Source organism: Pseudolactococcus insecticola (genome assembly GCF_011170065.1).
GTDB lineage: Bacteria > Bacillota > Bacilli > Lactobacillales > Streptococcaceae > Pseudolactococcus > Pseudolactococcus insecticola.
Genome location: NZ_BLLH01000010.1, coordinates 32078 through 53133 on the forward strand (window position 1 = coordinate 32078; position 21056 = coordinate 53133).

General features: G+C 42.6%; 21 protein-coding genes and 1 tRNA gene. 1 reads left to right on the forward strand and 21 read right to left on the reverse strand.

Annotation, left to right across the window (positions count from 1 at the left end):
- Positions 1–161: 161 nt before the first annotated feature.
- The 17 genes from Hs20B_RS08245 to miaA all read right to left on the reverse strand — a co-directional run bounded on the left by Hs20B_RS08245 (position 162) and on the right by miaA (position 17940).
- Positions 162–1076, reverse strand: a complete 915-nt coding sequence (locus Hs20B_RS08245; protein ID WP_172357423.1) for a magnesium transporter CorA family protein — start codon at positions 1074–1076, stop codon at positions 162–164.
- Positions 1077–1143: 67 nt separating this feature from the next.
- Positions 1144–2469: a phosphopyruvate hydratase gene (gene eno / locus Hs20B_RS08250; RefSeq protein ID WP_172357425.1), complete on the reverse strand. Its 1326-nt coding sequence runs from the start codon at positions 2467–2469 to the stop codon at positions 1144–1146.
- 250 nt (positions 2470–2719) lie between these two features.
- Positions 2720–3271, reverse strand: a complete 552-nt coding sequence (gene hpf, locus Hs20B_RS08255) for a ribosome hibernation-promoting factor, HPF/YfiA family (protein WP_172357427.1) — start codon at positions 3269–3271, stop codon at positions 2720–2722.
- A 97-nt stretch (positions 3272–3368) separates the two neighbouring features.
- Positions 3369–5816: an ATP-dependent Clp protease ATP-binding subunit gene (locus Hs20B_RS08260; RefSeq protein ID WP_172357429.1), complete on the reverse strand. Its 2448-nt coding sequence runs from the start codon at positions 5814–5816 to the stop codon at positions 3369–3371.
- A gap of 27 nt (positions 5817–5843) precedes the next feature.
- Entirely contained in the window at positions 5844–6269 is a 426-nt protein-coding gene (locus Hs20B_RS08265) for a CtsR family transcriptional regulator (RefSeq protein ID WP_172357503.1), read from the reverse strand.
- Positions 6270–6491: 222 nt separating this feature from the next.
- Entirely contained in the window at positions 6492–6974 is a 483-nt protein-coding gene (greA, locus tag Hs20B_RS08270) for a transcription elongation factor GreA (protein WP_172357431.1), read from the reverse strand.
- Between the two features lie 63 nt (positions 6975–7037).
- A complete protein-coding gene (mltG, locus tag Hs20B_RS08275) occupies positions 7038–8828 on the reverse strand; it encodes an endolytic transglycosylase MltG (RefSeq protein WP_228407532.1) in 1791 nt (596 codons plus the stop codon).
- 125 nt (positions 8829–8953) lie between these two features.
- A complete protein-coding gene (gene rpoE / locus Hs20B_RS08280; RefSeq protein WP_172357435.1) occupies positions 8954–9538 on the reverse strand; it encodes a DNA-directed RNA polymerase subunit delta in 585 nt (194 codons plus the stop codon).
- A 65-nt stretch (positions 9539–9603) separates the two neighbouring features.
- On the reverse strand, positions 9604–10116 hold the full coding sequence (locus tag Hs20B_RS08285; RefSeq protein ID WP_172357437.1) for an adenine phosphoribosyltransferase: 513 nt from the start codon (positions 10114–10116) through the stop codon (positions 9604–9606).
- A gap of 1 nt (position 10117) precedes the next feature.
- On the reverse strand, positions 10118–12346 hold the full coding sequence (gene recJ / locus Hs20B_RS08290) for a single-stranded-DNA-specific exonuclease RecJ (RefSeq protein WP_172357439.1): 2229 nt from the start codon (positions 12344–12346) through the stop codon (positions 10118–10120).
- Positions 12343–13086, reverse strand: a complete 744-nt coding sequence (locus Hs20B_RS08295; RefSeq protein WP_172357441.1) for an SDR family NAD(P)-dependent oxidoreductase — start codon at positions 13084–13086, stop codon at positions 12343–12345. Before Hs20B_RS08295 ends, recJ begins: the two co-directional genes overlap by 4 nt.
- Entirely contained in the window at positions 13083–14021 is a 939-nt protein-coding gene (rnz, locus tag Hs20B_RS08300; RefSeq protein WP_172357443.1) for a ribonuclease Z, read from the reverse strand. Before rnz ends, Hs20B_RS08295 begins: the two co-directional genes overlap by 4 nt.
- Before the next feature lie 31 nt (positions 14022–14052).
- Positions 14053–14124: transfer RNA gene (locus Hs20B_RS08305), tRNA-Arg, on the reverse strand.
- Positions 14125–14259: 135 nt separating this feature from the next.
- Positions 14260–15153, reverse strand: a complete 894-nt coding sequence (locus Hs20B_RS08310) for an SPFH domain-containing protein (protein ID WP_172357445.1) — start codon at positions 15151–15153, stop codon at positions 14260–14262.
- A 10-nt stretch (positions 15154–15163) separates the two neighbouring features.
- Entirely contained in the window at positions 15164–15826 is a 663-nt protein-coding gene (locus Hs20B_RS08315; RefSeq protein WP_172357447.1) for a hypothetical protein, read from the reverse strand.
- Complete coding sequence (gene hflX / locus Hs20B_RS08320) at positions 15813–17060, reverse strand: GTPase HflX (RefSeq protein WP_172357449.1); 1248 nt, start codon at positions 17058–17060, stop codon at positions 15813–15815. The genes Hs20B_RS08315 and hflX overlap by 14 nt, the downstream gene beginning before the upstream one ends.
- Positions 17047–17940, reverse strand: a complete 894-nt coding sequence (gene miaA / locus Hs20B_RS08325) for a tRNA (adenosine(37)-N6)-dimethylallyltransferase MiaA (RefSeq protein ID WP_172357451.1) — start codon at positions 17938–17940, stop codon at positions 17047–17049. Before miaA ends, hflX begins: the two co-directional genes overlap by 14 nt.
- Before the next feature lie 78 nt (positions 17941–18018).
- Here miaA and Hs20B_RS08330 point away from each other — a divergent pair, with 78 nt between their 5' ends.
- Positions 18019–18186, forward strand: coding sequence for a DUF3042 family protein (locus tag Hs20B_RS08330; protein WP_172357453.1), 168 nt, complete (start codon positions 18019–18021; stop codon positions 18184–18186).
- A 49-nt stretch (positions 18187–18235) separates the two neighbouring features.
- On the opposite strand, the gene Hs20B_RS08335 is transcribed toward Hs20B_RS08330, so the two are convergent.
- Genes Hs20B_RS08335 through hprK form a run of 4 tightly spaced genes read right to left on the reverse strand, consistent with a single transcriptional unit; the run spans position 18236 to position 21006 of the window.
- A complete protein-coding gene (locus Hs20B_RS08335) occupies positions 18236–18796 on the reverse strand; it encodes a YtxH domain-containing protein (RefSeq protein WP_172357455.1) in 561 nt (186 codons plus the stop codon).
- Between the two features lie 19 nt (positions 18797–18815).
- Complete coding sequence (locus Hs20B_RS08340; RefSeq protein WP_172357457.1) at positions 18816–19211, reverse strand: DUF948 domain-containing protein; 396 nt, start codon at positions 19209–19211, stop codon at positions 18816–18818.
- A gap of 57 nt (positions 19212–19268) precedes the next feature.
- Entirely contained in the window at positions 19269–20066 is a 798-nt protein-coding gene (gene lgt, locus Hs20B_RS08345) for a prolipoprotein diacylglyceryl transferase (protein WP_172357459.1), read from the reverse strand.
- A 16-nt stretch (positions 20067–20082) separates the two neighbouring features.
- Entirely contained in the window at positions 20083–21006 is a 924-nt protein-coding gene (gene hprK / locus Hs20B_RS08350; protein WP_172357461.1) for an HPr(Ser) kinase/phosphatase, read from the reverse strand.
- Positions 21007–21056: the final 50 nt, after the last annotated feature.

Here is a 21056-nt window from a genome sequence, read left to right on the forward strand (position 1 = left end):
TATCTCCTATTAGATAGAAATGGTGAACGATTCACCTGTTTTACTTTACATCCCTATTCTATCATACAGAAAACGTTTTCACAACCTGAAATTTGGTATTTTTTCACTTTCTTTTATGTAACAGTTTTTCAAAAATAGAAAACTGTATCATTTTCAAGCACTTAAAACATACGTTTTCGCAACATCACCCTGAAAACAACTGTTGAGATCAAGAGAGTAATTGCTAATATAAACCAAAAAGCATGTGGCCAGCTTTGAAAAGGCAGCTTGACATTCATGCCATATAAACCTGCGATAATAGCTGGAATCGTCATGACAAAGGTCGCGCTAGTCATGATTTTCATGATGATATTGAGATTATTTGAGACGATATTTGAGAATAAATCACTCAAGTTTTCCAGCAATTTGAGCTGAATTTCCGTTGTTGTAAGCGCCTGTGTGGACTCGATATAGACGTCAAATATCTTATCTGAAAAGCCATTTTCATCCTGATCACGCAGATAGGTCATGAACTTTTGGTAGACGGCAATGTTATCATCAAGCGCCGCCTCAAAATAAATCAAACTCTTTTGCGACCGAATGATTTCCATGATTTGCGCATTTTCCTGAGAATATTTGAGGTCTTCTTCGATTGAGCGCATACGTTTTTTGTATTGCGATAAATATTGGTTAAAAGAACGCGCCATCACATTCATAACTTGGTAAATAATCTCATGCTGGTAGCGTGCCGTTTCAAACGTGCGGGCAAAAAGATTGTCTAGATTGCACTCATGATTGAGCGACAGGATAACCGCATTTTCTTTTGCATTGACAATCAATGAAAATGGAAAAACTTCAATCGACCCATTTTCAGCCAATGGATACTGCAATAGCAAGAGGATGTTGCCATTATCATCAGTCTCAAAACGCGCATTTTCATCATCGTCGAGGATGCCTGCGATATAGTCAAAAGGAAATTGGTACCGCGTCGCAACCTCCCCGATTTCAGTTCTAGTTGGGTTGATAATATAGGTAAAGTCCGCATAGTCTTTCGATTCTGCTAATTGTTTATTTGCCAGCTCATATTTTTTAATCATGTTATTATTATATCAAAAAAACACCTACCTGATGGTAAGTGTTTTCGTCAATTTCTAAACTTGTAGCTTAGAAACGTGATTTGTCTTTGATGTTGTAGAATGAACCAAGACCTTTGTACTCAGCAACTTCACCAAGTTGGTCTTCGATACGAAGCAATTGGTTGTATTTAGCAATACGGTCTGTACGTGACAATGAACCTGTTTTGATTTGACCAGCGTTAGTCGCAACAGCGATGTCAGCAATAGTTGAATCTTCAGTTTCACCTGAACGGTGAGAAACGACTGCAGTGTATCCAGCTTCTTTAGCCATTTCGATAGCTTCAAAAGTTTCAGTCAAAGTACCGATTTGGTTAACTTTGATCAGGATAGAGTTTGTAGCGCCTTCAGCGATACCACGTTTAAGGTAGTCAGTGTTTGTAACGAAGAAGTCATCACCAACGATTTGCACTTTGTTACCAAGTGCTTTAGTGAACTCAACTGTACCAGCCCAGTCATTTTCGTCAAGACCATCTTCGATAGAGATGATTGGGAATTTAGCTACGAGTTCTTCGTAGTAAGCAATCATGTCTTTTTCAGAACGGAGTTCCCATTCGTTTTCAGGTTTGTTAGCCAATTTACCAAATTCGTAAACGCCTTTTTCTTTGTTGTAGAACTCAGAAGAAGCAGCATCCATGGCAAGCGCGATGTCTTTACCTGGTACATAACCAGCTTTTTCGATAGCTTCGATGATAACTTCGAAACCTTCGTCGTTTGATTTAAGGTTAGGTGCAAATCCACCTTCATCACCTACGGCAGTAGAGTAACCTTTCGCTTTAAGGATTGAAGCCAAAGCGTGGAATACTTCTGCACCGTAACGAAGCGCTTCTTTGAAAGTAGGCGCGCCGATTGGCATGATCATGAATTCTTGGAAGTCAATAGAGTTGTCAGCATGTGAACCGCCATTGATGATGTTCATCATAGGTGTTGGCAATACTTTTGTATTGAATCCGCCAAGGTAGTGGTAAAGTGGCACTTCAAGGAAGTCAGCAGCAGCACGAGCTACAGCGATAGACACACCAAGGATTGCGTTAGCACCGAGTTTGCCTTTAGTTGGTGTTCCGTCCAAAGCGATCATAGCGCGGTCGATTGCTTGTTGGTCGCGAACATCGTAACCAATGACAGCTTCAGCGATAACGTTGTTTACGTTGTCAACTGCTTTTTGTACGCCTTTTCCGCCGTAGCGAGATTTGTCACCATCACGAAGCTCAACTGCTTCGTGTTCACCTGTAGAGGCACCTGAAGGCACCATGCCACGACCGAATGCACCTGATTCAGTGTAGACTTCTACTTCGATTGTTGGGTTACCGCGTGAGTCAAGGACTTCGCGAGCGTAAACATCAGTAATAATTGACATTTTTGTCTCCTTTAATTTTAAACACCTGATGGCATTTTTTTAATTACACCTTATATTACCATTTACTTACAAATATTTCAAGAAAAAACATCTTATATTAGCATTTTTACTGAAAAAATTTTGTAAATTTTGAGTTGTCTGCTTGCCTTGCGCAAAACTGTATTTTATGAGTCTAGCATGGCCTTCATTTTTGTATATAAAAAAACCTGCGACATCATGCGCAAGTTTCAAATTTGGGACAAAAATGGACTTATTTTGTTTCAATCAGACCAATATTACCATCTTCACGGCGGTACACAATACTTGTTGCATTTGTTTCAGCGTCAGTAAAGACGAAAAAATCATGGTCGATAAGATCCATTTGAAGCACGGCTTCTTCTGTATCCATTGGTTTCAAGTCAACATTTTTGGTACGAACAACTTCAATATTTGTGTCTTCGAGTTCTTCACTTGGTGCCAACTCTACAAAAGTTTCAAACGCTTTACCTGTGGCAACATGATCACGTTTTTTCTGAACTTTTGTTTTGTACTTACGAATTTGACGTTCCAGTTTTTCTTGAACCAAATCTACTGACCCATACAAATCTTGAGAAGTATCCTCAGCACGCAAAGTGATGTTTTTAGCTGGAATAGTGACTTCCACTTTGGATGTTTTTTCAGCGTAAACTTTGAGATTTACGTGGGCAGTCAACTCTTGATTTTCAGTAAAGTATTTTTCAAGTTTGCTGATTTTTTCTTCAACGTAGCTGCGGATGCTGTCTGTTACTTCGATGTTCTCACCGCGAATGTTAAATTTAATCATGATAGTCACCTCTTTATCTTTTATACTCTTATTATACCTTGAAACCATTTTTTTAACAAATATTTTCTGTGAAACTGATTAAAATACTGAAAAAAGATTATTTTTCTGTCACCTTAAAAGTCAACTCATCTGCACTAGCACCCACACTAACACTACTGCCTGCTTTAATTTCGCCAGATAATATCTTGTCAGAAAGCACATTTTCCAGTTTTTTCTCAATCGCTTTTCTGATCGGGCGTGCACCGTATTCTGGCTCAAAGCCATTTTTAGCGATGAGTTTATAGGCAGGCGCTGAAATTTTTAGGGCAATATGGCGTTCTGACAAGCGTTTAACTAGAGGTTGTGCCATGATTTTGACGATGTCAGAAAGCTCTTTTTCAGCCAGCGGATGAAAGACAATTGTCTCGTCAATCCGATTGAGAAACTCAGGGCGATAGCGTTTTTTGAGTTCTTCCATGATGCGTGATTTCATAGCAGTGTAGTCTGTCGACGCATCAGCTGCACCAAAACCGACCGTTTTATCATCGCGTAATGACGTTGCGCCGAGGTTTGATGTCATGATGATAATCGTATTGCGAAAATCAACCTTACGACCCTTGCCGTCTGTGATAAAGCCGTCATCAAGGATCTGCAAAAGCAGATTGAAGACATCTGGATGGGCCTTTTCAGCTTCGTCCAAAAGCACGACCGCATAAGGTTTATTGCGCACTTGCTCTGTCAGTTGACCACCTTCTTCGTAGCCTACATAGCCTGGAGGGGCTCCAACCAGGCGACTGGTGTTGAATTTTTCCATATATTCGCTCATGTCAATGCGAATCAGGCTATTTTCATCGCCGAAAACAGTTGCAGCGAGTGCTTTTGCGAGCTCAGTTTTACCGACACCCGTTGGTCCTAAAAACATAAAGGATCCCATCGGACGTTTGTCGTCAGAAATACCTGAACGGCTACGGCGAATGGCACTTGACACTGCGGTTACTGCTTCTTCTTGACCGACAACACGCTGGTGTAATTCTTTTTCAAGATTGATCAGGCGTGTCATTTCATTTTTGGTCATTTGTGTGACAGGCACGCCTGTCAGATTTGACACGACTGAAAAGACGTCTGATTCACTGACTGTGGCTGACTTGGTTTTAAGGCTTATCTTTTCACGTTTGTTTTCCAGTTTTTCAAGTGTTTGATTTAGCTTTTTAGCTGTTTTGAAATCATGACTGACAATGGCTGCTGCTAAATTTTCGTCAGCTGCGATGAGTTGTTTATCTAGATTGCTTTGCTCTGACAGATTATTTTTAGCTGAAATCTTGATTGCGGCTGCGGCTTCATCAAGCAGGTCGATGGCCTTGTCAGGTAATCTGCGACTTGGCATATAACGCACGCTGAGCTGGACGGCTGCACGAATTGCGTCAGCATCAAAGCTGACATGATGAAACTCTTCAAACTTGGTTTTTAGACCTTGCAAAATGTCTATGGCATCTGCTGCTGTGGGTTCATCCACTGTGACTTTTGCAAATCTGCGCTCTAACGCTGCATCTTTTTCGATGTATTTTTGGTATTCGTTGAAAGTCGTTGCACCAATCAGCTGAAAATCTCCCCGTGCAAGCGCTGGTTTCATGATGTTTGACGCATCTGTAACGGAGTCTGTCCCGCCACCAGCACCAACAATCGTGTGCAGTTCATCGACAAAAACGATAGTATGGCGATCCTTGCTGACTTCGTCTACAATGGCCGTCATGCGATCTTCAAACTCACCCCGAAATTTCGTGCCTGCGACAACATTTGCGATATTTAGCGACATGAGACGCGCACCTTCCATGCCAAGTGGCACTTGTCCGTCAATAATGCGCTGTGCAAGGCCTTCGATAATAGCTGACTTACCAACACCAGGCTCACCAACAAGGACCGGATTGTTTTTCGTCCGACGGCTGAGGATGTGAATCACGCGCTCGACTTCTTTATCCCGACCAATCATCGGGTCAATCCGACCTTGTCTAGCGTCCTGCGTGACATCACGCGCAACAGAATCAAGTGTCGGCGTGATACTTGTCGCTGAAACACCATTTGCAGCATCACGTCTGCCCATCGGTGTCACTGCTTTTCTGATAGGCTTTTTGACCGTCATATTGCCAAGCTCGATCAAATCTTTGGTAATGTCGTCGATCTTGATTTTATTGAGCTCAAGAATTTTTTTAGCAACGTTATCACGATCGGTCAGCATGACATAGAGCAAGTGTTCTGATCCGGTTTCTGTTAGCTGATTGAGCGCAGCAAGGCTGTCTGCATCGGCTAAAAGCTGCTCAACTTTTGGTGACGCTTGCAAGCTGTCAATATCTGAAAACTTATCTGGCAGGCTACTTTGCTCAATGACGTCTAGCACCATCTCCATCGTCACATCACGGTCCGTCAGGATATTTTGCGCAAAACTATCGTTGCTTCTAAGCATGCCTGCAAGGACATGCTCCGTTTCAACATAATCATAACCATTGCCCGCAGCAAAGCCGTAGGCTGATCGGAGAATGTCTTGAAGTAAGGCGGTTTTTTCTTGTGTCATCTGGTTATCTTTCTATATCAAATTCGTTTATTTTTTCGATTGGTCAAGTCTGTGGATCGTAGCTGTCAATAAAATGGCACGCTGCATGTCCGTCAGAACTGGGTGACTTAGCGTCGTCAGAAGTAAATTTCCCTCGTGCTCGGTGAGAAGTCCCTCATCAAAGAGGAGTTGTAAAAGGTCTTGTAACATGCTGACTGTCAACTTTTCAGGGATTTTCGCCATCATATTTGTCAGTAGCTCATGCGCCGTAGAATACTGGACTTTGACGATGCGAATGTAGCCACCGCCACCGCGCTTACTTTCAACTTCAAATCCCTTAGGAAGGGTAAAACGCGTTTTGATTACATAGTTAATCTGACTTGGTACAACACCAAAATGTGCCGCAATTTCCGAGCGACGTATCTCAATTTCTGCAGCCTGAGCTAATAGTTCCTTGAGATATTTTTCAATCATATCTGATGTATTTTTCACGAGATTACCCTTTCTGATGAGATTGTAGTCTATTTTCACGTGGTCTCTGACCTTTATTGACCATTATATCATGTAACGCTTTTTTTATCTACTTTGACGTTCTTTTTGCAGTGGCATGTTGGGTATATTTTTATATTTTATAATTGCGTTCAAATTTTTCATACAAAAAAATCCTAACGCACTCGCGTTCAGGATTTTTTGAATTTATTTATTTGAAACTTTGACGATTTCAACGGTCATTTCACCCACTGGCAATGGAATGACAACTTTGTCCCCCGTTTTTTGGCCAATCAGCGCAACAGCAATTGGTGATTCATTTGAAATTTTGCCATTGAATGGATCTGCTTCTGCTGAACCTACGATTTTATAGGTTTCTTCGTCTTTTTCACCAACTTCGATGAAAGTCACTGTTTTTCCGAGTGCCACTTCGTTGCGTTTGACACCCGCATTGTCAACGATTTCAGCATTACGAATCATCGTCTCCACTGTGGAAATGCGACCCTCGACAAATGCTTGTTCGTCTTTTGCTGCCTCATACTCCGAGTTTTCCGACAAGTCGCCGTATGAACGTGCCACCTTGATACGCTCAATCACTTCAGGACGTTTGACGAGTTTGAGATTTTCAAGCTCAGCTTCTAGTTCTTCATAGCCCTCACGGGTCATTTGATATGTTTTTGTATCTGCCATTAGTTTAGTTGTGCGTTTCTCAGGTTTAACCTGCGTTAAAACGCTCCCCTTTCATTATTCTTTTTATTGTCCTTCTGCACTTGACTCACTGCTACCCGATGAGAGCTTATCATTGACATATTTTTGGACGTTTGCGTCTTGTTCTTCTTGCGTTTCTGAGAAGTAAACCTTGCCTGTCGTCACGTCTGCAACGAAATATAGATCATTATTATCAGTCGGCTCAATGGCTGCTTTGATTGATGAAAGGCTTGGATTTGTAACTGGGCCAGGGCCGAAGCCAAGGTTCATATAGAGATTATACGGCGAGTCAAGTCCTGTATCAATGGCTGCATCCTCAGCCAACGATGTCTTTTGACCGAGTTTATTCTCAGCATACAAAATCGAGATGTTTGACCCGAGCGTCATGCCGGAATTAATCCGGTTATAAAAGACTTGTGCCACATTTCTGCGGTCCGAGTCATTATTTGCCTCTTTTTCAGTCAACGCTGCTATGGACAGCACTTCATTGACCGATAAGCTTTTCGACTGAATCGTCGCATAGTAAGGCTTGAGATTCTGGTTCATATAAGCAATCATCTGCTCAACGATAGACTCAGTCGTCGACTTTTTCGTGTACTCATAAGTTGCAGGAAAAAGATAGCCCTCAAGCTGATACTTAACACCAGAATCCTTAGCAGGCAAGCTTGCAAATAGATCAGGATAGGCTGCTTTCATCTTGGCAATAAAAGCATCGTCTGTGACAACTTTCAGAAAATCAGCCTTAGTAAACGGCGTTTTATCCTTGTCAGACTTGGTTGCCACGTTATCTGTAATTTTTTCAGCCATTTGTGAGATGGTATAGCCTTCAGGGAAAGTGACTTTTCCTAAAATAGGCACCACAGGTTTATCTGTTCCACCTTTTTGTAGCGTTTTAGCAATGCTATTTAAAGTCATGTTAGGCGCTAAATTGTAATAGCCAGCCTGAAATCCAGCAAGGCTCTTGAATTTTGTGTAATATTGGAAAGCCGTTGCATTTTTGATAATGCCATCGTCTTCCAAGATTTGCCCGATTTCTTTTGAGGCGGCACCTTCTGGAATCTTGACAGATTTGGTTGTCTTGCTGGTACTTAGTGGCTTAAGCTCATTTTTGACATAACGATAACCAAGAAAAGCACTTGCACCACCCACGACAAGCAAAATCAGAACCAGCACGGCAATAATCTTGCCAGCAAGATTTTTAGATTTTTTCTTGTTAGAACGCTGAGCATTTTCAGTTTCTTTGCGGCTAGCACGTTTAGCTGCTACTAGCTCTTGCGTGTCTTCAATCAGGCTAACAGGTTTTTCACTCGAAATCAGCGCCTTATCTGATTGCTTTTCTTTAGCAGATCGAGAGCGTCTCTGACGGGGTTTTTCTATCTCTGAAAATGGTTCTGATTCTGATGAAGGTTTTGAAATCCCATCTGCTGCAAAACGTTTCCTACTTTTTGATGTTTTTTCAACGATTGAGCTGTCCACATCGTCAGACTTGGCCGCTTTGAGTGGTCGCGATAGTTTTTTTAACAGCTCATCTTCGTCGATGACGATGTCCGCGATATTACTATCAGTGTCGATTTTTTCTTGATTTTCGGCCTTTTCCTGACGTTCTCCTCGATCAAAAGCTTTCAGCGTTGATGTATTTTCAGGTTCGTTTGGCACGATTTTTTTAGGCTTAGGCCGCGGCGTTGGTATGGACTTAGACTGATTTCCAGTTTTTTTCGACCCAAAACCAGTCTCTGATGCAACATCATCAAGAGAACGGTTCGCTTCTTCGATTTCACGGAGAATTCTATCTTTAAAACTCTCTCGCTCAAACTTTTGAGTATCTTTTTCTACCAAATTGGCTATCTTCCACTTTCTAATAACGAAAAATTGCATTACCTTTCGTTATCATATATCATTTTAGATTATACACGAAAATCCCTAAAAATCAAGGATTTAATAAAAAAATATGGATTTCTCCATTATTTTTTCGCTGGAACGTCGTTTTCATCATCATCTTCGTCTTCATCGTCGTCGTCAGCATCTTCATCATCAACGTCGATTTCGACACCTTCAACATCATCAATCTCAACTTCTTCAAGTTCAGCGTCGAAAGCTTCGGCTTCATCTTTTTCGTCGTCGGGATTTTCATCGTCGTAGGTCACGTCGTCTGCCGACTCATCTTCGTCTTCAGGATCGTCGTCATTGTAGTCAATGTCGACTTCAAAAGCATTGACTTTCGTCCGTTTTTTCTTCGGACGTTCACCTTCATCGTCAAGTTCATCAAGCGCGACAACTTCTTCGTCGATTTCATCAATTGCGTACCACGAACGTAATGCCCAGACGTTATTACCGAGTGGGATAAAGCTGCCATCTGTGTTAAGCTCTGTATAGAAACGTGACAAACGATCGCGGATTTCAGCGTCAGATTTATCAAGGTAGACTTGGATGTCATTGACAAGATCGTTGAAGGGCATTTCTTTGCCTTTTTGTTCCAACATGGCGTGTGCCACTTCAATCATTGAAAGTTGTGTTAAATCTTGATTCTTAAATGCAGTAATTTTCAATTTGTCATCTCCGTTTTAGAAAGGATTTTTGTGATTAGTCTTATTTTACCATAAATTCGGCATTTTTAGTAATGCATGAGTACTTTATACTCATAATCACCGATTTTTTCACGACCAGCAAGCTCATCTAGCTCAATCAAGAAAGCACAGCCTGCAACCACACCACCGAGTTGTTCAATCAGCTCAATCGTCGCTTTGACAGTCCCACCTGTGGCAAGTAAATCATCCACAATCAGCACACGTTGACCAGGTTTAATGGCATCTGCATGCATGGTCAACGTGTCAAAACCATATTCTTTTTCGTACTGTGCTTCGATGACTTGACGAGGTAATTTCCCTGGTTTACGTACAGGTGCAAAGCCGATTCCAAGCTCAAAAGCAACGGGACAGCCAACGATAAAACCACGCGCCTCAGGGCCTACGATCATGTCGATTTTTTTATCCTGTGCATACTGAACAATTTCACGAATTGCGTAGCTGTATGCATTGCCATCCGCCATGAGCGGTGAAATATCACGAAATTCGATACCTTTTTGCGGGTAATCTGGGATAGTTGCGATATATTGTTTCAAATCCATCTTAGTTTTCCTTTAACTTTTTGTAAATATCACGAATCGGCGATAAGGCGAAAAATGATTGTATGTCAACGAGTTCTTGTAAATCTTGGTAGATTTGACTGCTTGTAATTTCTCGTTTTTCTGCTGATTTATTAACAGTCATCAGACCGTCTTCGACTTTCACAAAGCCTAGTTCTTCAAATATCTGAACCATTTTCACCAATAGAATATCAGGAATTTTGAGATAGTCAGCAAGCGTTTTCAGCTTGTATCTGACGTCAAACTCGGGAAATTGGTAAATCGTTTTGTAAAATTTTGCGAACTGCTCACGCGTCCCAGCCCCCGTCAGATAGTAGCTATGCTTGATCTGATTCTTGAAATAAACGGCAGTAAAGTCCGTTTCTGACAAGATATTTTTCAACTGCGCTAGCTTTTCTGACGAATCTGGCACTTCTGCAATGACCATTACATCACTCATTATTATAGCACTATTTTCAAGATTATTTGTGAAAATCACTGCATTTTCTGGAATTTCTGTGTGATTTTGCTGATTTCTCAAATCAATCAACTGGCTGCCATTAACCCGTGCGTCAACCACCATGAGTTGGACAGACGTGTTGCCATTCCACGTGTTGACAGAAAGCGTCACAGCAAGCTCCGGCGCCGTTTGTTCGAAGTCAAGCGCTTCCTTACCATGTCCAAAATAAACGACTTCCATCTGCGTTTTATCTTGCACAATTTTTAGCTTGAGATGTGCATTATCCTGCCCCATTGACCGACTTTGCACGACCTGATAGTCTTTGACTAAAAACTGTGGCTTGGTGTTTTTCTGACCAAATGGCGCGAGCTGTGACAGGGTCTTGATGGTCTCAAGCGTCATGTCAGAAAGCGCAAGCTCACCGTCAAGTAGCAGCTGATTTTTTTGCGACATGTCAATCTCGTGCTCAGCAATAAAATCAGCTATAACAGCCTTGATTGCCGGGAGATTAGCAAGTTCAAATGTCATCCCAGCAGCCTGTGCATGCCCGCCAAAAGCAATAAAAAGCTCCCGATGTTGCGTCAGCGCTTCAAAAATATTAAAGGCCGGAATTGACCGTGCAGACCCTTTTAAAATGCCGTTGTCTTCTGATAACATAACAATCGGCTTACCTGTTTTTTGCAACAGTTGTCCTGCGACAATCCCTAGCACACCAGGATTCCAGCCAGTCTGATAGATAAACTGAACTGGACTGTCATCTAGCTGAATTTCAGCTGCGACAAGCATTTCAGCGACCATGGCTTTACGTGCTACATTTTTCTCATCGATCATCTCTGCGATAGCGCGCGTTTCGTCCTCATCCCATCCTGTCAAAAGCTCAATAGCAGGATTCGGATCATCAATTCTGCCTAGGGCGTTTAGTCGTGGTGCGAGCTGAAAACCAACCGTTTCTTCAGTGATGTCATTTTTGTCAATGCCTGCGATATTGATCAAGGCTTCAAGTCCGACACGCTCTGTATTTTTAAGGATTTCAAGGCCATATTTGACGAGAATCCGGTTTTCATCAGTCAACGCCATCATGTCAGCAATGGTACCGATGGCAACCAGATCAAGCATTTCTGACGGGACATACTCCAGAAGTGCACAAGCAACTTTGAAAGCAACACCGCATCCTGCGAGTTCCTTAAACGGATAATTCCCATCTGGATGTTCTGGGTGAATGATGGCATAGGCATCTGGCAACGTTTCAGGCAGTGAATGGTGATCCGTGATGATGACATCACAGCCATTTTCCTGTGCATAGGCAACTGCCTCGTGTCCAGCAACACCGTTATCCACCGTAATAATCAAGCTGACATTTTCATTTTCAATAAAATACTTATAAACATCAAGATTGGGTCCATAGCCATCTGTGAAACGATTGGGCAGATAAACGATGGTTTCAGCGCCTATCTCATCTAGCGCTGTTTTCATGATACTCGCGCTCGTCATACCGTCTGCATCATAGTCGCCATAAACTAAAATCATTTCCTGATTTTCAACTGCCTGACGAATCCGCTCAACGGCACGATTCATGCTGTAAAATAAGAACGGATCGTGCAGGTTTTCAAGCGTCGGATTTAGAAAAGTCGTCAGATCAGATTCATTTCTGACGCCACGTTTCCAGAGGATACTTGCAGCAAGATCATCTAGTTTTTGTTTCTTTACTAACTTGACAAAGGCTTCAGACGGCTCGTCTGCGCTGATTTGCCACTCATAGGTAGGTGTTATCATTTTAGATTGAAAAACCTCCGTGTTATTTTATCTGTTGTGGTTGGGAAAATGCTGGCAAAAATTCTTGCTATATTGAACTGCCAGGGAAGATTTAACTCCCGTTTTGAGCTGCCTAGATGCCTAACGATTTTTTGGGCGACAAATGCTGCTGTGACCGCATTTTTTCCGACTTTTTTTAGATAGTCAGGATTGTCAGCGTGAAACTTAGTTTTGACAGGACCAGTATTCACCACAAGCACTTTGATATTGTCTGCTACAACTTCCTGTCTAAGCGCGTCTGAAAAGCCACGCACGGCAAATTTACTTGCCGCATAGATACTTGACTTAGCTGTTGGCAGATGACTCGCAATGGATGCGATATTGACAATCTGACCTGATTTTTGCGCCAGCATATTTGGCAAAAATGACCGTGTCACTTGCATGAGCGCAAATACATTGACGGCAAACATTTGCTTTATTTCTGTGTCGCTAAAGCTCAAAAATGACTTGAAATCACCGTACCCAGCATTATTCACTAAAATATCAACAGCACCAAACTTGTCAGAAATCGCCTGACAAGTTGCACTCAGCGCCGCTTCGTCAGACAAGTCCACCTGGTAAAGATGGAGATTCTGGTGATCTACTAGAGTTTCTAAAGCGCTCACGTTACGTGATAGCAAAATCAAGCGATCATCTGACAATTGCCGAATCAGCTCACGCGCAATGTCTCCCGTCGCACCCGTGATTACAATTGTTCTCATTTGATTTCTTCTTCGTAGAGGTCTTTCACGACAAAGCTGTTATCAAACGTCTGCTTGGCTTCACGTGCTAACTGGGTAACTAGCGGACCAACATAGCGCGCCGAAATATGCGTCAAGAGCAGGCGTTTGACCTGCGCTTTTTGCGCGACTTCTGCGGCCTGTTTTGTAGTTGAGTGACCGTGTTTGCGGGCAATATTTGACTCTTTTGCTTCATAAGTCGCCTCATGCACCAAAAGATCGCTGCCTACGGCTAATCTCACCGCGCGATCTGTCTGCCGTGTATCCCCAAGTATTGTGACCACACGTCCTTTTTTATCTGGGCCAATAAACTCTTTCGAGTGAATGATTTTACCGTCAACTTCAATGTCTTGACCCTTTTTCACCTTGCCAAAAAGTGGACCGAACGGCACACCAGCAGCTTTAAGTGCCTCAGCATCAAGTTCACCTTTTTTGTCTTTTTCGACAATGCGGTAGCCCATGCAGTAAATCGTGTGGTCAAGCGTCTCCATGTAGACGTCAAATGTCTCGTCAGAGTAGATCAGGCCTGCATCAGAACCCTCAAGCTCGTGGAAGTCAATCCGATAGCCTAGCTTACTGCCAGACAAACGCAAGGCTGTCATGACATAGTTTTTGATCCCAACAGGCCCATAAATCGCAAGATCTGTCTGTTGCTCATCCAGGGTTGACGCCTGAAAACTGCGGCTTGACAAAAAACCAGGCAAACCAAAGATATGATCCCCATGCAGATGCGTGATGAAAATTTTTGTGATTTTTCTCGGGCGAATACTGGTATGCAAGATTTGATGTTGCGTCGCCTCGCCACAGTCAAAAAGCCAGATTTCGTTTCGCTCGGCAAGTAATTTCAGCGCTATCGACGTGACATTTCGCTGCTTGGCAGGCTGCCCCGCGCCTGTCCCCAAAAACTGAATTTCCATGATTTCCTCTCTCAATAAAAAAAGAAAAAAATCCGTCCTGAGGGAATCGAACCCCCATCTCAAGAACCGGAATCTTACGTGATATCCATTACACTAAGGACGGAATTTTTGATGAGACCGTGCATTTTGACACAGCCTTTAACAACTACTCTATTCTATCAAAATTTTCCTTGAAACGCAAAAAAAGTTTCAGATTGTTAAAACCTGAAACTTCTCGTACCGATGCCTGATTTGTCCTTTATTTTGACGCTTTCAGCGCGCTCAAGATTTGTGTGCGAATATCTTCGACACCATCTGGTGAACTTGGCAAGAACACAGTTGAATTACCATTATTAGCAAATTGGTTAAGCGTATCCAGATATTGGTTCGTCAGCAAAATCGCCATAATCTCTTCTTCTGAGATATCAACGCCTGTATCTTTCATTTCTTTGATTGACAAGGCAAGTCCATCAACAATGGCCTTACGTTGTTCGGCAATCCCGACCCCGTGCAAGCGATCTTTTTCAGCATCTGCCTCGGCAGCCGTTACGATTTTAATCTTGTCGGCATTTGCAAGCTCTTGTGCTGCGACACGTTTACGTTGCGCTGCATTGATTTCGTTCATGGATTGCTTGACTTCTGAGTCCGGCTCAACCTTGGTAATCAAAGTCTTCACGATGATATAACCATATGTTGACATCTCTTCAGCCACCTGACGTTGAACTTCAAGGGCAATCTCGTCTTTTTTCTCAAAAAGCTCATCCAAGGTCAATTTAGGAACACTCGAGCGCAATGCATCTTCGATGTAAGACTTGATTTGCTCACCTGGATTCATGAGTTTGTAGTAAGCGTCTGTCACATTTTGTTCATTGACACGGTATTGCGTTGCGACCGTCATCTGTACGAACACGTTGTCTTTCGTCTTTGTTTCCACGCCCATATCATTTTGAAGCAAGCGCAGTTGGACACGTGCGGCAATGCGGTCAATACCAAACGGTAATTTGAAGTGAAACCCTGAGTTTGCAATCGTTTGAAACTTACCAAAACGCTCGATAATCGCCACGCTTTGTTGTTTGACCACGTAAAACAAAGTTGAGAAGCTCGCTAAAATCACAATGATAATAATGAGCAAAATAATGAATAATGCTGCCATTTTTTTATTCCTACTTTCTTAGATATAAGAGAAACTCCCTGTCTTTGAATTGTACCATTTTTTCGGCAGCTTCGCCACTATTTATCATCTGATTGTAATGTTTTAGACCATCTTCTTTGTTCAGAGTTGCAATTTTGAAATAATTATCATTTTCTGTTTGAGTTGTTAGAATACTGAGCTCTGACGGATTAGAAAACGGTTGGAATTTTATCTTTTCAAGTTTAATTGTCTCACCGTCAGAACTGACAACATCGTGCGGAAAAACTTGGGCAATCTCAAATAACAGTTCATCTGTGATTTTTTCGTCGTCAGACTCTGAAAAGACACGTGCGATGCCTGACGCATTTTCAAAGGCAAAACCGTAGGATTTCCCTGAGAGATTGAGCCTGATAAAGCGAAAAACCGGCAATGCCTGTGCCCCTTCAAGCGCAAAACTCGGCTGTGATGTAAAATTATCAAAAGTCGTCGACAAGTCTAAAAAGTAGTCCGTCGCAGCCTCAGGGCCTTGTTTTTGGTAAATCTCAGCAAAATAGGCGTTGATGACGCTCGCTGGTGGCATGATATAAGCCAGTTTTTCTGCATGACTTGTCAAAGTCGCAAGGCGATTTTCGAGCAAAACGCGATCCATCGCCATGAAACCGCCAGATTTTATCGCTAACTCAACGTAATCCATATTTTTCTAACCTCCATTGTGCTTTCTGGGCAATGCTGCCGTGAATCTCATAAGTCGTTTCTGTTTCCTTGATGCTTGTAATCAAAGCAATTTGCTTTAATTCAGGCAATAAATAAGCTTTGCTATAAGGTAACGCTAGCTCAAACGGCGTGAATAGACCTGAAACCTTTTCAATAATTGTCTGACGTAAGGTCTGCGCACCCGTTTCTGACTTGATTGATAACTGGACGCTAGGCAAAATTGTCGGCAAAAAATCCACCGCCGCATCAAGCTTGTTATACACCACAAGAACAGGAATATCAGCCATATCAAGTTCTTTCATGATGTCTTCCACCACGCGCTCGTGCAGCTCATGAGCAGGGTTTGACGCATCAATCACGTGTAGTAGCAAATCAACGTCCTTGGACTCCTGCAAGGTCGACTTAAAAGCCTGTACAAGCTCCGTCGGCAAGTCCTGGATGAAACCAACAGTATCCGTCAAGGTCACTGTAAACTCGTCTTTGAGCGAGAAATCTTTGGTCGTTGCGTCCAAGGTCGCAAAAAGCTCATCTTGCTCGTATTGCATTTTTTGCGTCAAAGCGTTAAAAATCGACGACTTGCCCGCATTGGTATAGCCAATCAAGCCAATCTTGAAAATGCCTGAGTTCAAGCGTTTCTGACGACTATTTTCTTGCGTCTTTTCAGCTTTTTTGAGCGCCGATTCAATGATTTCAATCCTGTGACGGATATGTCTGCGGTCTGTTTCAAGCTGACTTTCCCCAGCACCACGCGCACCAATACCGCCAGCCTGACGGCTGAGTTCAAGTCCTTTACTACCTGACAAGCGTGGCATTAGATATTTGAGTTGCGCCAATTCAACCTGTAGCATCCCAACGTGAGACCTCGCACGTAGCGCAAAAATATCCAAGATTAGCTGCATCCTGTCAATCACTTTGACACCTAAAAAAGTCTCTAGATTGACATTTTGACGCGGTGTCAACTTTTCATTGAAGATAACTGTGTCAATCTCCCAGGCGTCAACATTCGCCTTGATTTCCTCTAACTTACCAAGCCCAATCAAGTATTTGCCGTCAAGTGTTTCTTTTTTTTGTGTGAACACATCCGCCACCACAGCACCGGCCGTCTTTGCCAGACTTTCTAGTTCACGCATAGATTCTTCAAACGTCCGATTATTGACAAAGCTCTCGACGCCAACTAAAACGACTTTTTCTGCCTGCATTTCAGTTTCTATCATCTAAAAACCTCTCTATTTTCTTGGCAATGTTGGCTTGAAAATCATCCGCAAAAACATCTTCAAACGCAACTGACATCCGATTTTTGAACCAAGTGATTTGCCGTTTACTATAGCGCCGTGAATTTTGCTTGACAGCATCAACGGCTGCATCAAGCGCTATCTCCCCCTCAAAATATGGGAAAAATTCCTTATAGCCGATGGCACGAGAGACTTGTGCCACTGGAAATTGCTCATAGAGAAATTTCGCTTCAGCTAGGAGTCCGTCAGACATCATAACATCTACCCGATGATTGATGCGTTCATACAATATCTTGCGATCTGCATTAAGCCCCAGTATCAGAAAATCATAGTCAGAGGCCTGATTCGTCAGACCCTCGCCAAAAGTCGCAATTTCAAGCGCTCTGATCGCCCGACGGCGGTTGAGTTCAGGAAGTTTGATATTGTGTGCGCTAAGTTCAGAAAAAAGTTCAGTATCCGTCTTCTTTTCAAGCAACTGACGCAAGTCACGCATCTCATCGTGATGCCCAGAACCGCCCAAATGATAGCCTTCTATCAAGCTTTGCAAGTAAAGTCCCGTGCCACCCACGATAATCGGCAACTTGCCACGCAACGAAATTTCTGCAATCAGCGAATTTGCCGCCGTGACAAAGTCATGCGCACTAAAACGCTCCGTCAAATCACGCACATCAATCAGATGATGTGGCGCCATTGCCTGTTCTTCAGCCGTCGCCTTTGCCGTGCCAATGTGAACCTCACGATAAACTTGTTGGCTATCACCATTGATAATCTCGCCGTTATAAGCCTGCGCCAACTGGATTGATAGCGCAGTTTTGCCAACAGCGGTCGGGCCCGCGATCACAATTACTTTATTTCTAGTCAAATTTTTCACTTTTTGCCTTATTTTTGTTATGATTTAAGTATAGCATATTTTTTTCAAATGAATCTAGGAGGATTTTTCATGAACAAATTTGGTAAAGGTCTTATCACAGGCGTTTTAGGTACAGTTGTAGCCACAGTTGGCGGTATTTTCGCAATCAAAAAAGGGATCATCGACCCTGAAATCAAAAAAGAAGAATTTATCAACGAAAATCGCCGTAAAGCCGCACGTAAACGTGTCTCACATTAAAGCATTAAAAAGACGCTCAGCCTGATAATCAGGCTGGGCGTCTTTTTCTTTATTCTGAGATTGCATCAGACGTTTCAGAAACCAATTCGTCAGCTTTGGCAGCCATTTCATCAGCTTTTTTAACCAAATCTTCTTGTTCGATTTCAAGTGAAAAATCATCATTAAATGCCGCATCAGTTTCAGCAGAGTCAGACTTGAACTCGCCTACTTTATCTGCGATTTTTTCTTTTGTCGCATTCAAGAACTCCAAAACTTTTTCTTTTGACAAGTCACCGGAGTCAACTTTTGCTTTGATGTCATCTTTTTTTGCTGTCAGAAAGGCTTTTGCCTTATCAGCTGAGATCTCACCATTGTCAAATTTTTCTTTGATATCATTGAATTTTTCTGTTGAAAAATCAACGATTTGACCTGATTTTTCGTCGTAAAAGTTCAATGCTGAACCTTTGACTTCATCAAGTTTAGCTTTTGGATCTTCCTTGTAATCATCATAAAAATCCTTGACGTCTTGGCGTAATTTTTTGCCTTCTTTTGGCGCTGCTGCGAGTGCTGCTGCACCACCAGCTAGGACACCTAAGAATGCACCCAATAAAAATCCTGATTTTTTAGCCATATTTTCTCCTTTGATTTGCTTAATCTTTGTTTTTCTTTTTGAACAGTTTGCCTGCGCTCTTGCCCAATGTAACGACAGCCGTTGCCTTACCTGTATTTTTGGCCTTACCAGTAAAGCGTGTCACAAACGCATTACTTGAGTTATTGACTTTAGACACACTCGTTGACAAGTCTGCAACTGCCGTAAATAGTGGATCAATTGTCGCGACTTTGGTATTGACATCATCAAGTAAAGTGTTGGTTTTTGCCATCAATGTGTCTGCCTGATTGAGCAAGACATCGGCATCTTTTGTCACAATGGCAATCGTTCGGTTAATCTCGTCAACTGTTTTCATCAGTTTGACAACCAAAATCACCAAAAATAAAACTAAAATAGCAACTGCAACTGCGATAATGATCAGTGCTGTATCTCCCATGGACACCTCTTTTCTATACAATACATGCTACATCTGTACTCACTTTATTATAACAAACTACTGTTTGTTAAGGAAATATTTACTGGGACGATGGTGATAACACCAGATGATCACGCCAACTATCACGAGTATCAGCGATAGAATCTGTGAGACACGTAAAGGTCCAAGCATCAGGCTATCTGTCCGCATCTGCTCAATGACAAAGCGTCCCAAACCGTACCAGACCAGATAAAAAGCAAAGAGATCACCAGATTTGAGCCATTTGAGTCGATGCCGCAAGGCGAGCACGATGACAAAGCCTATAACATTCCACGTGGATTCATAAAGAAAAGTCGGCGTGCGATATTTCCCTGAAATCAGCATTTGATTTTTGATAAAATCAGGCAGGTAGTTGAGCGACTTGACAGCATGCCCGTAGGCTTCCTGGTTGACAAAGTTGCCCCAGCGGCCCATGGCTTGCGCAATCAGGACGCCAGGCACGGCAATATCTAGAAAATCAAGCGGCGCGATCATCTTGTAGTAAGAAAAGACGACGAGCACGATGGTTCCTGCAATCAGCCCACCATAGATGGCAAGACCCCCATTCCAAACGGCAAAAATCTCTGACGGATGCTTACTATAATAGCCAAACTCGAACAAGACATAGTAAAGCCTCGCCCCAATAATCGCAATCGGAAAGGCCATCAGGATAAAATCAAGCACATCATCCGGCTTGATTTTTTTGCGTGGCGCCTCTTTCATGGCAAGAAAGACCGCAAGTACAACACCAGAGACGATGCACAGCGCATACCAGTGAATTTCAAAGGGACCTAGTTTTAGAGCGACGGGGTTGATTGCAGCTAAGTAATTAGTCATTAATATCGGCATCATCTTATGAATTTTTACTAATCAAGTTGGTCAGGCGGTCTTCAAAGAGCTGTGTGGCATCAAAGCCCATATTTTTAGCCCGGAAATTCATGACAGCAGCTTCAATGATCACTGACACGTTACGACCTGTTTTGACTGGAATCTTGACCTGTGGCACTGATACACCCGCAAAATCAGTCTTCGTTTCACCATTTCCTAGGCGATCGTAAGCTTTTTCATGATCAAAGTTTTCCAAAAAGACCGTTAAGTTAACTTGAGACTTGTCCATGACGGCACCTGCCCCAAAAAGACTCATCACGTCAATGATACCAACACCTCGAATCTCAATCAAATGGCGCAAAATCTCAGCTGGCTCACCCATGACTGTAAACTCATCTTTTTTATAAACATCCACACGATCATCGGCAACGAGGCGATGACCTCGTTTAACAAGCTCTAGCCCCGTTTCAGACTTACCAATACCAGACGAGCCCTGGATCAGCACGCCGACACCAAAAATATCCATGAGCACGCCGTGAACAGACACGCGCTCTGCAAGCTCTTCATCGAGAAAGGCTGTTAGCGCACCATTTAGGCGACTTGTTGGCTCTTTTGACTGCAATAGGACAGTATCGCGTTTTTTAGCGACAGCGAGCATCTCATCAGGAATGTCAAGCCCACGCGCTACAATAATCGCTGGCGTCTCATCTGTCACGATATTTTTGAGCAGATCATAGCGATTATCACCGATCACATTTTGCGCGTACGACCACTCTTTCATCCCAAAAAGCTGGATGCGCTCAGGTGTATAGTATTCTAGATAGCCTGTCATCTCAAGACCTGGACGTGTAATATCTGACGTCGTGATTTCTTTTTTCAGCGCCGTTTCTGACGAATAGCGCACATCAAATTTGATTTTTTCAAGCAATTCTGCGACTGTAACTGTCATAGATTTTCTCACTTTCTTGTTTGACTTCATTATATCAAATTTTGAAAGAA

Coding starts and splice junctions, on each gene's coding strand:
- Hs20B_RS08245 (WP_172357423.1), bottom strand. CDS start 1,076: ATGATTAAAAAATATGAGCTGGCAAATAAACAATTAGCAGAATCGAAA.
- eno (WP_172357425.1), bottom strand. CDS start 2,469: ATGTCAATTATTACTGATGTTTACGCTCGCGAAGTCCTTGACTCACGC.
- hpf (WP_172357427.1), bottom strand. CDS start 3,271: ATGATTAAATTTAACATTCGCGGTGAGAACATCGAAGTAACAGACAGC.
- Hs20B_RS08260 (WP_172357429.1), bottom strand. CDS start 5,816: ATGACACAAGAAAAAACCGCCTTACTTCAAGACATTCTCCGATCAGCC.
- Hs20B_RS08265 (WP_172357503.1), bottom strand. CDS start 6,269: ATGATTGAAAAATATCTCAAGGAACTATTAGCTCAGGCTGCAGAAATT.
- greA (WP_172357431.1), bottom strand. CDS start 6,974: ATGGCAGATACAAAAACATATCAAATGACCCGTGAGGGCTATGAAGAA.
- Hs20B_RS08285 (WP_172357437.1), bottom strand. CDS start 10,116: ATGGATTTGAAACAATATATCGCAACTATCCCAGATTACCCGCAAAAA.
- recJ (WP_172357439.1), bottom strand. CDS start 12,346: ATGATAACACCTACCTATGAGTGGCAAATCAGCGCAGACGAGCCGTCT.
- Hs20B_RS08295 (WP_172357441.1), bottom strand. CDS start 13,086: ATGAGAACAATTGTAATCACGGGTGCGACGGGAGACATTGCGCGTGAG.
- rnz (WP_172357443.1), bottom strand. CDS start 14,021: ATGGAAATTCAGTTTTTGGGGACAGGCGCGGGGCAGCCTGCCAAGCAG.
- Hs20B_RS08310 (WP_172357445.1), bottom strand. CDS start 15,153: ATGGCAGCATTATTCATTATTTTGCTCATTATTATCATTGTGATTTTA.
- Hs20B_RS08315 (WP_172357447.1), bottom strand. CDS start 15,826: ATGGATTACGTTGAGTTAGCGATAAAATCTGGCGGTTTCATGGCGATG.
- hflX (WP_172357449.1), bottom strand. CDS start 17,060: ATGATAGAAACTGAAATGCAGGCAGAAAAAGTCGTTTTAGTTGGCGTC.
- Hs20B_RS08330 (WP_172357453.1), top strand. CDS start 18,019: ATGAACAAATTTGGTAAAGGTCTTATCACAGGCGTTTTAGGTACAGTT.
- Hs20B_RS08335 (WP_172357455.1), bottom strand. CDS start 18,796: ATGGCTAAAAAATCAGGATTTTTATTGGGTGCATTCTTAGGTGTCCTA.
- Hs20B_RS08340 (WP_172357457.1), bottom strand. CDS start 19,211: ATGGGAGATACAGCACTGATCATTATCGCAGTTGCAGTTGCTATTTTA.
- lgt (WP_172357459.1), bottom strand. CDS start 20,066: ATGACTAATTACTTAGCTGCAATCAACCCCGTCGCTCTAAAACTAGGT.
- hprK (WP_172357461.1), bottom strand. CDS start 21,006: ATGACAGTTACAGTCGCAGAATTGCTTGAAAAAATCAAATTTGATGTG.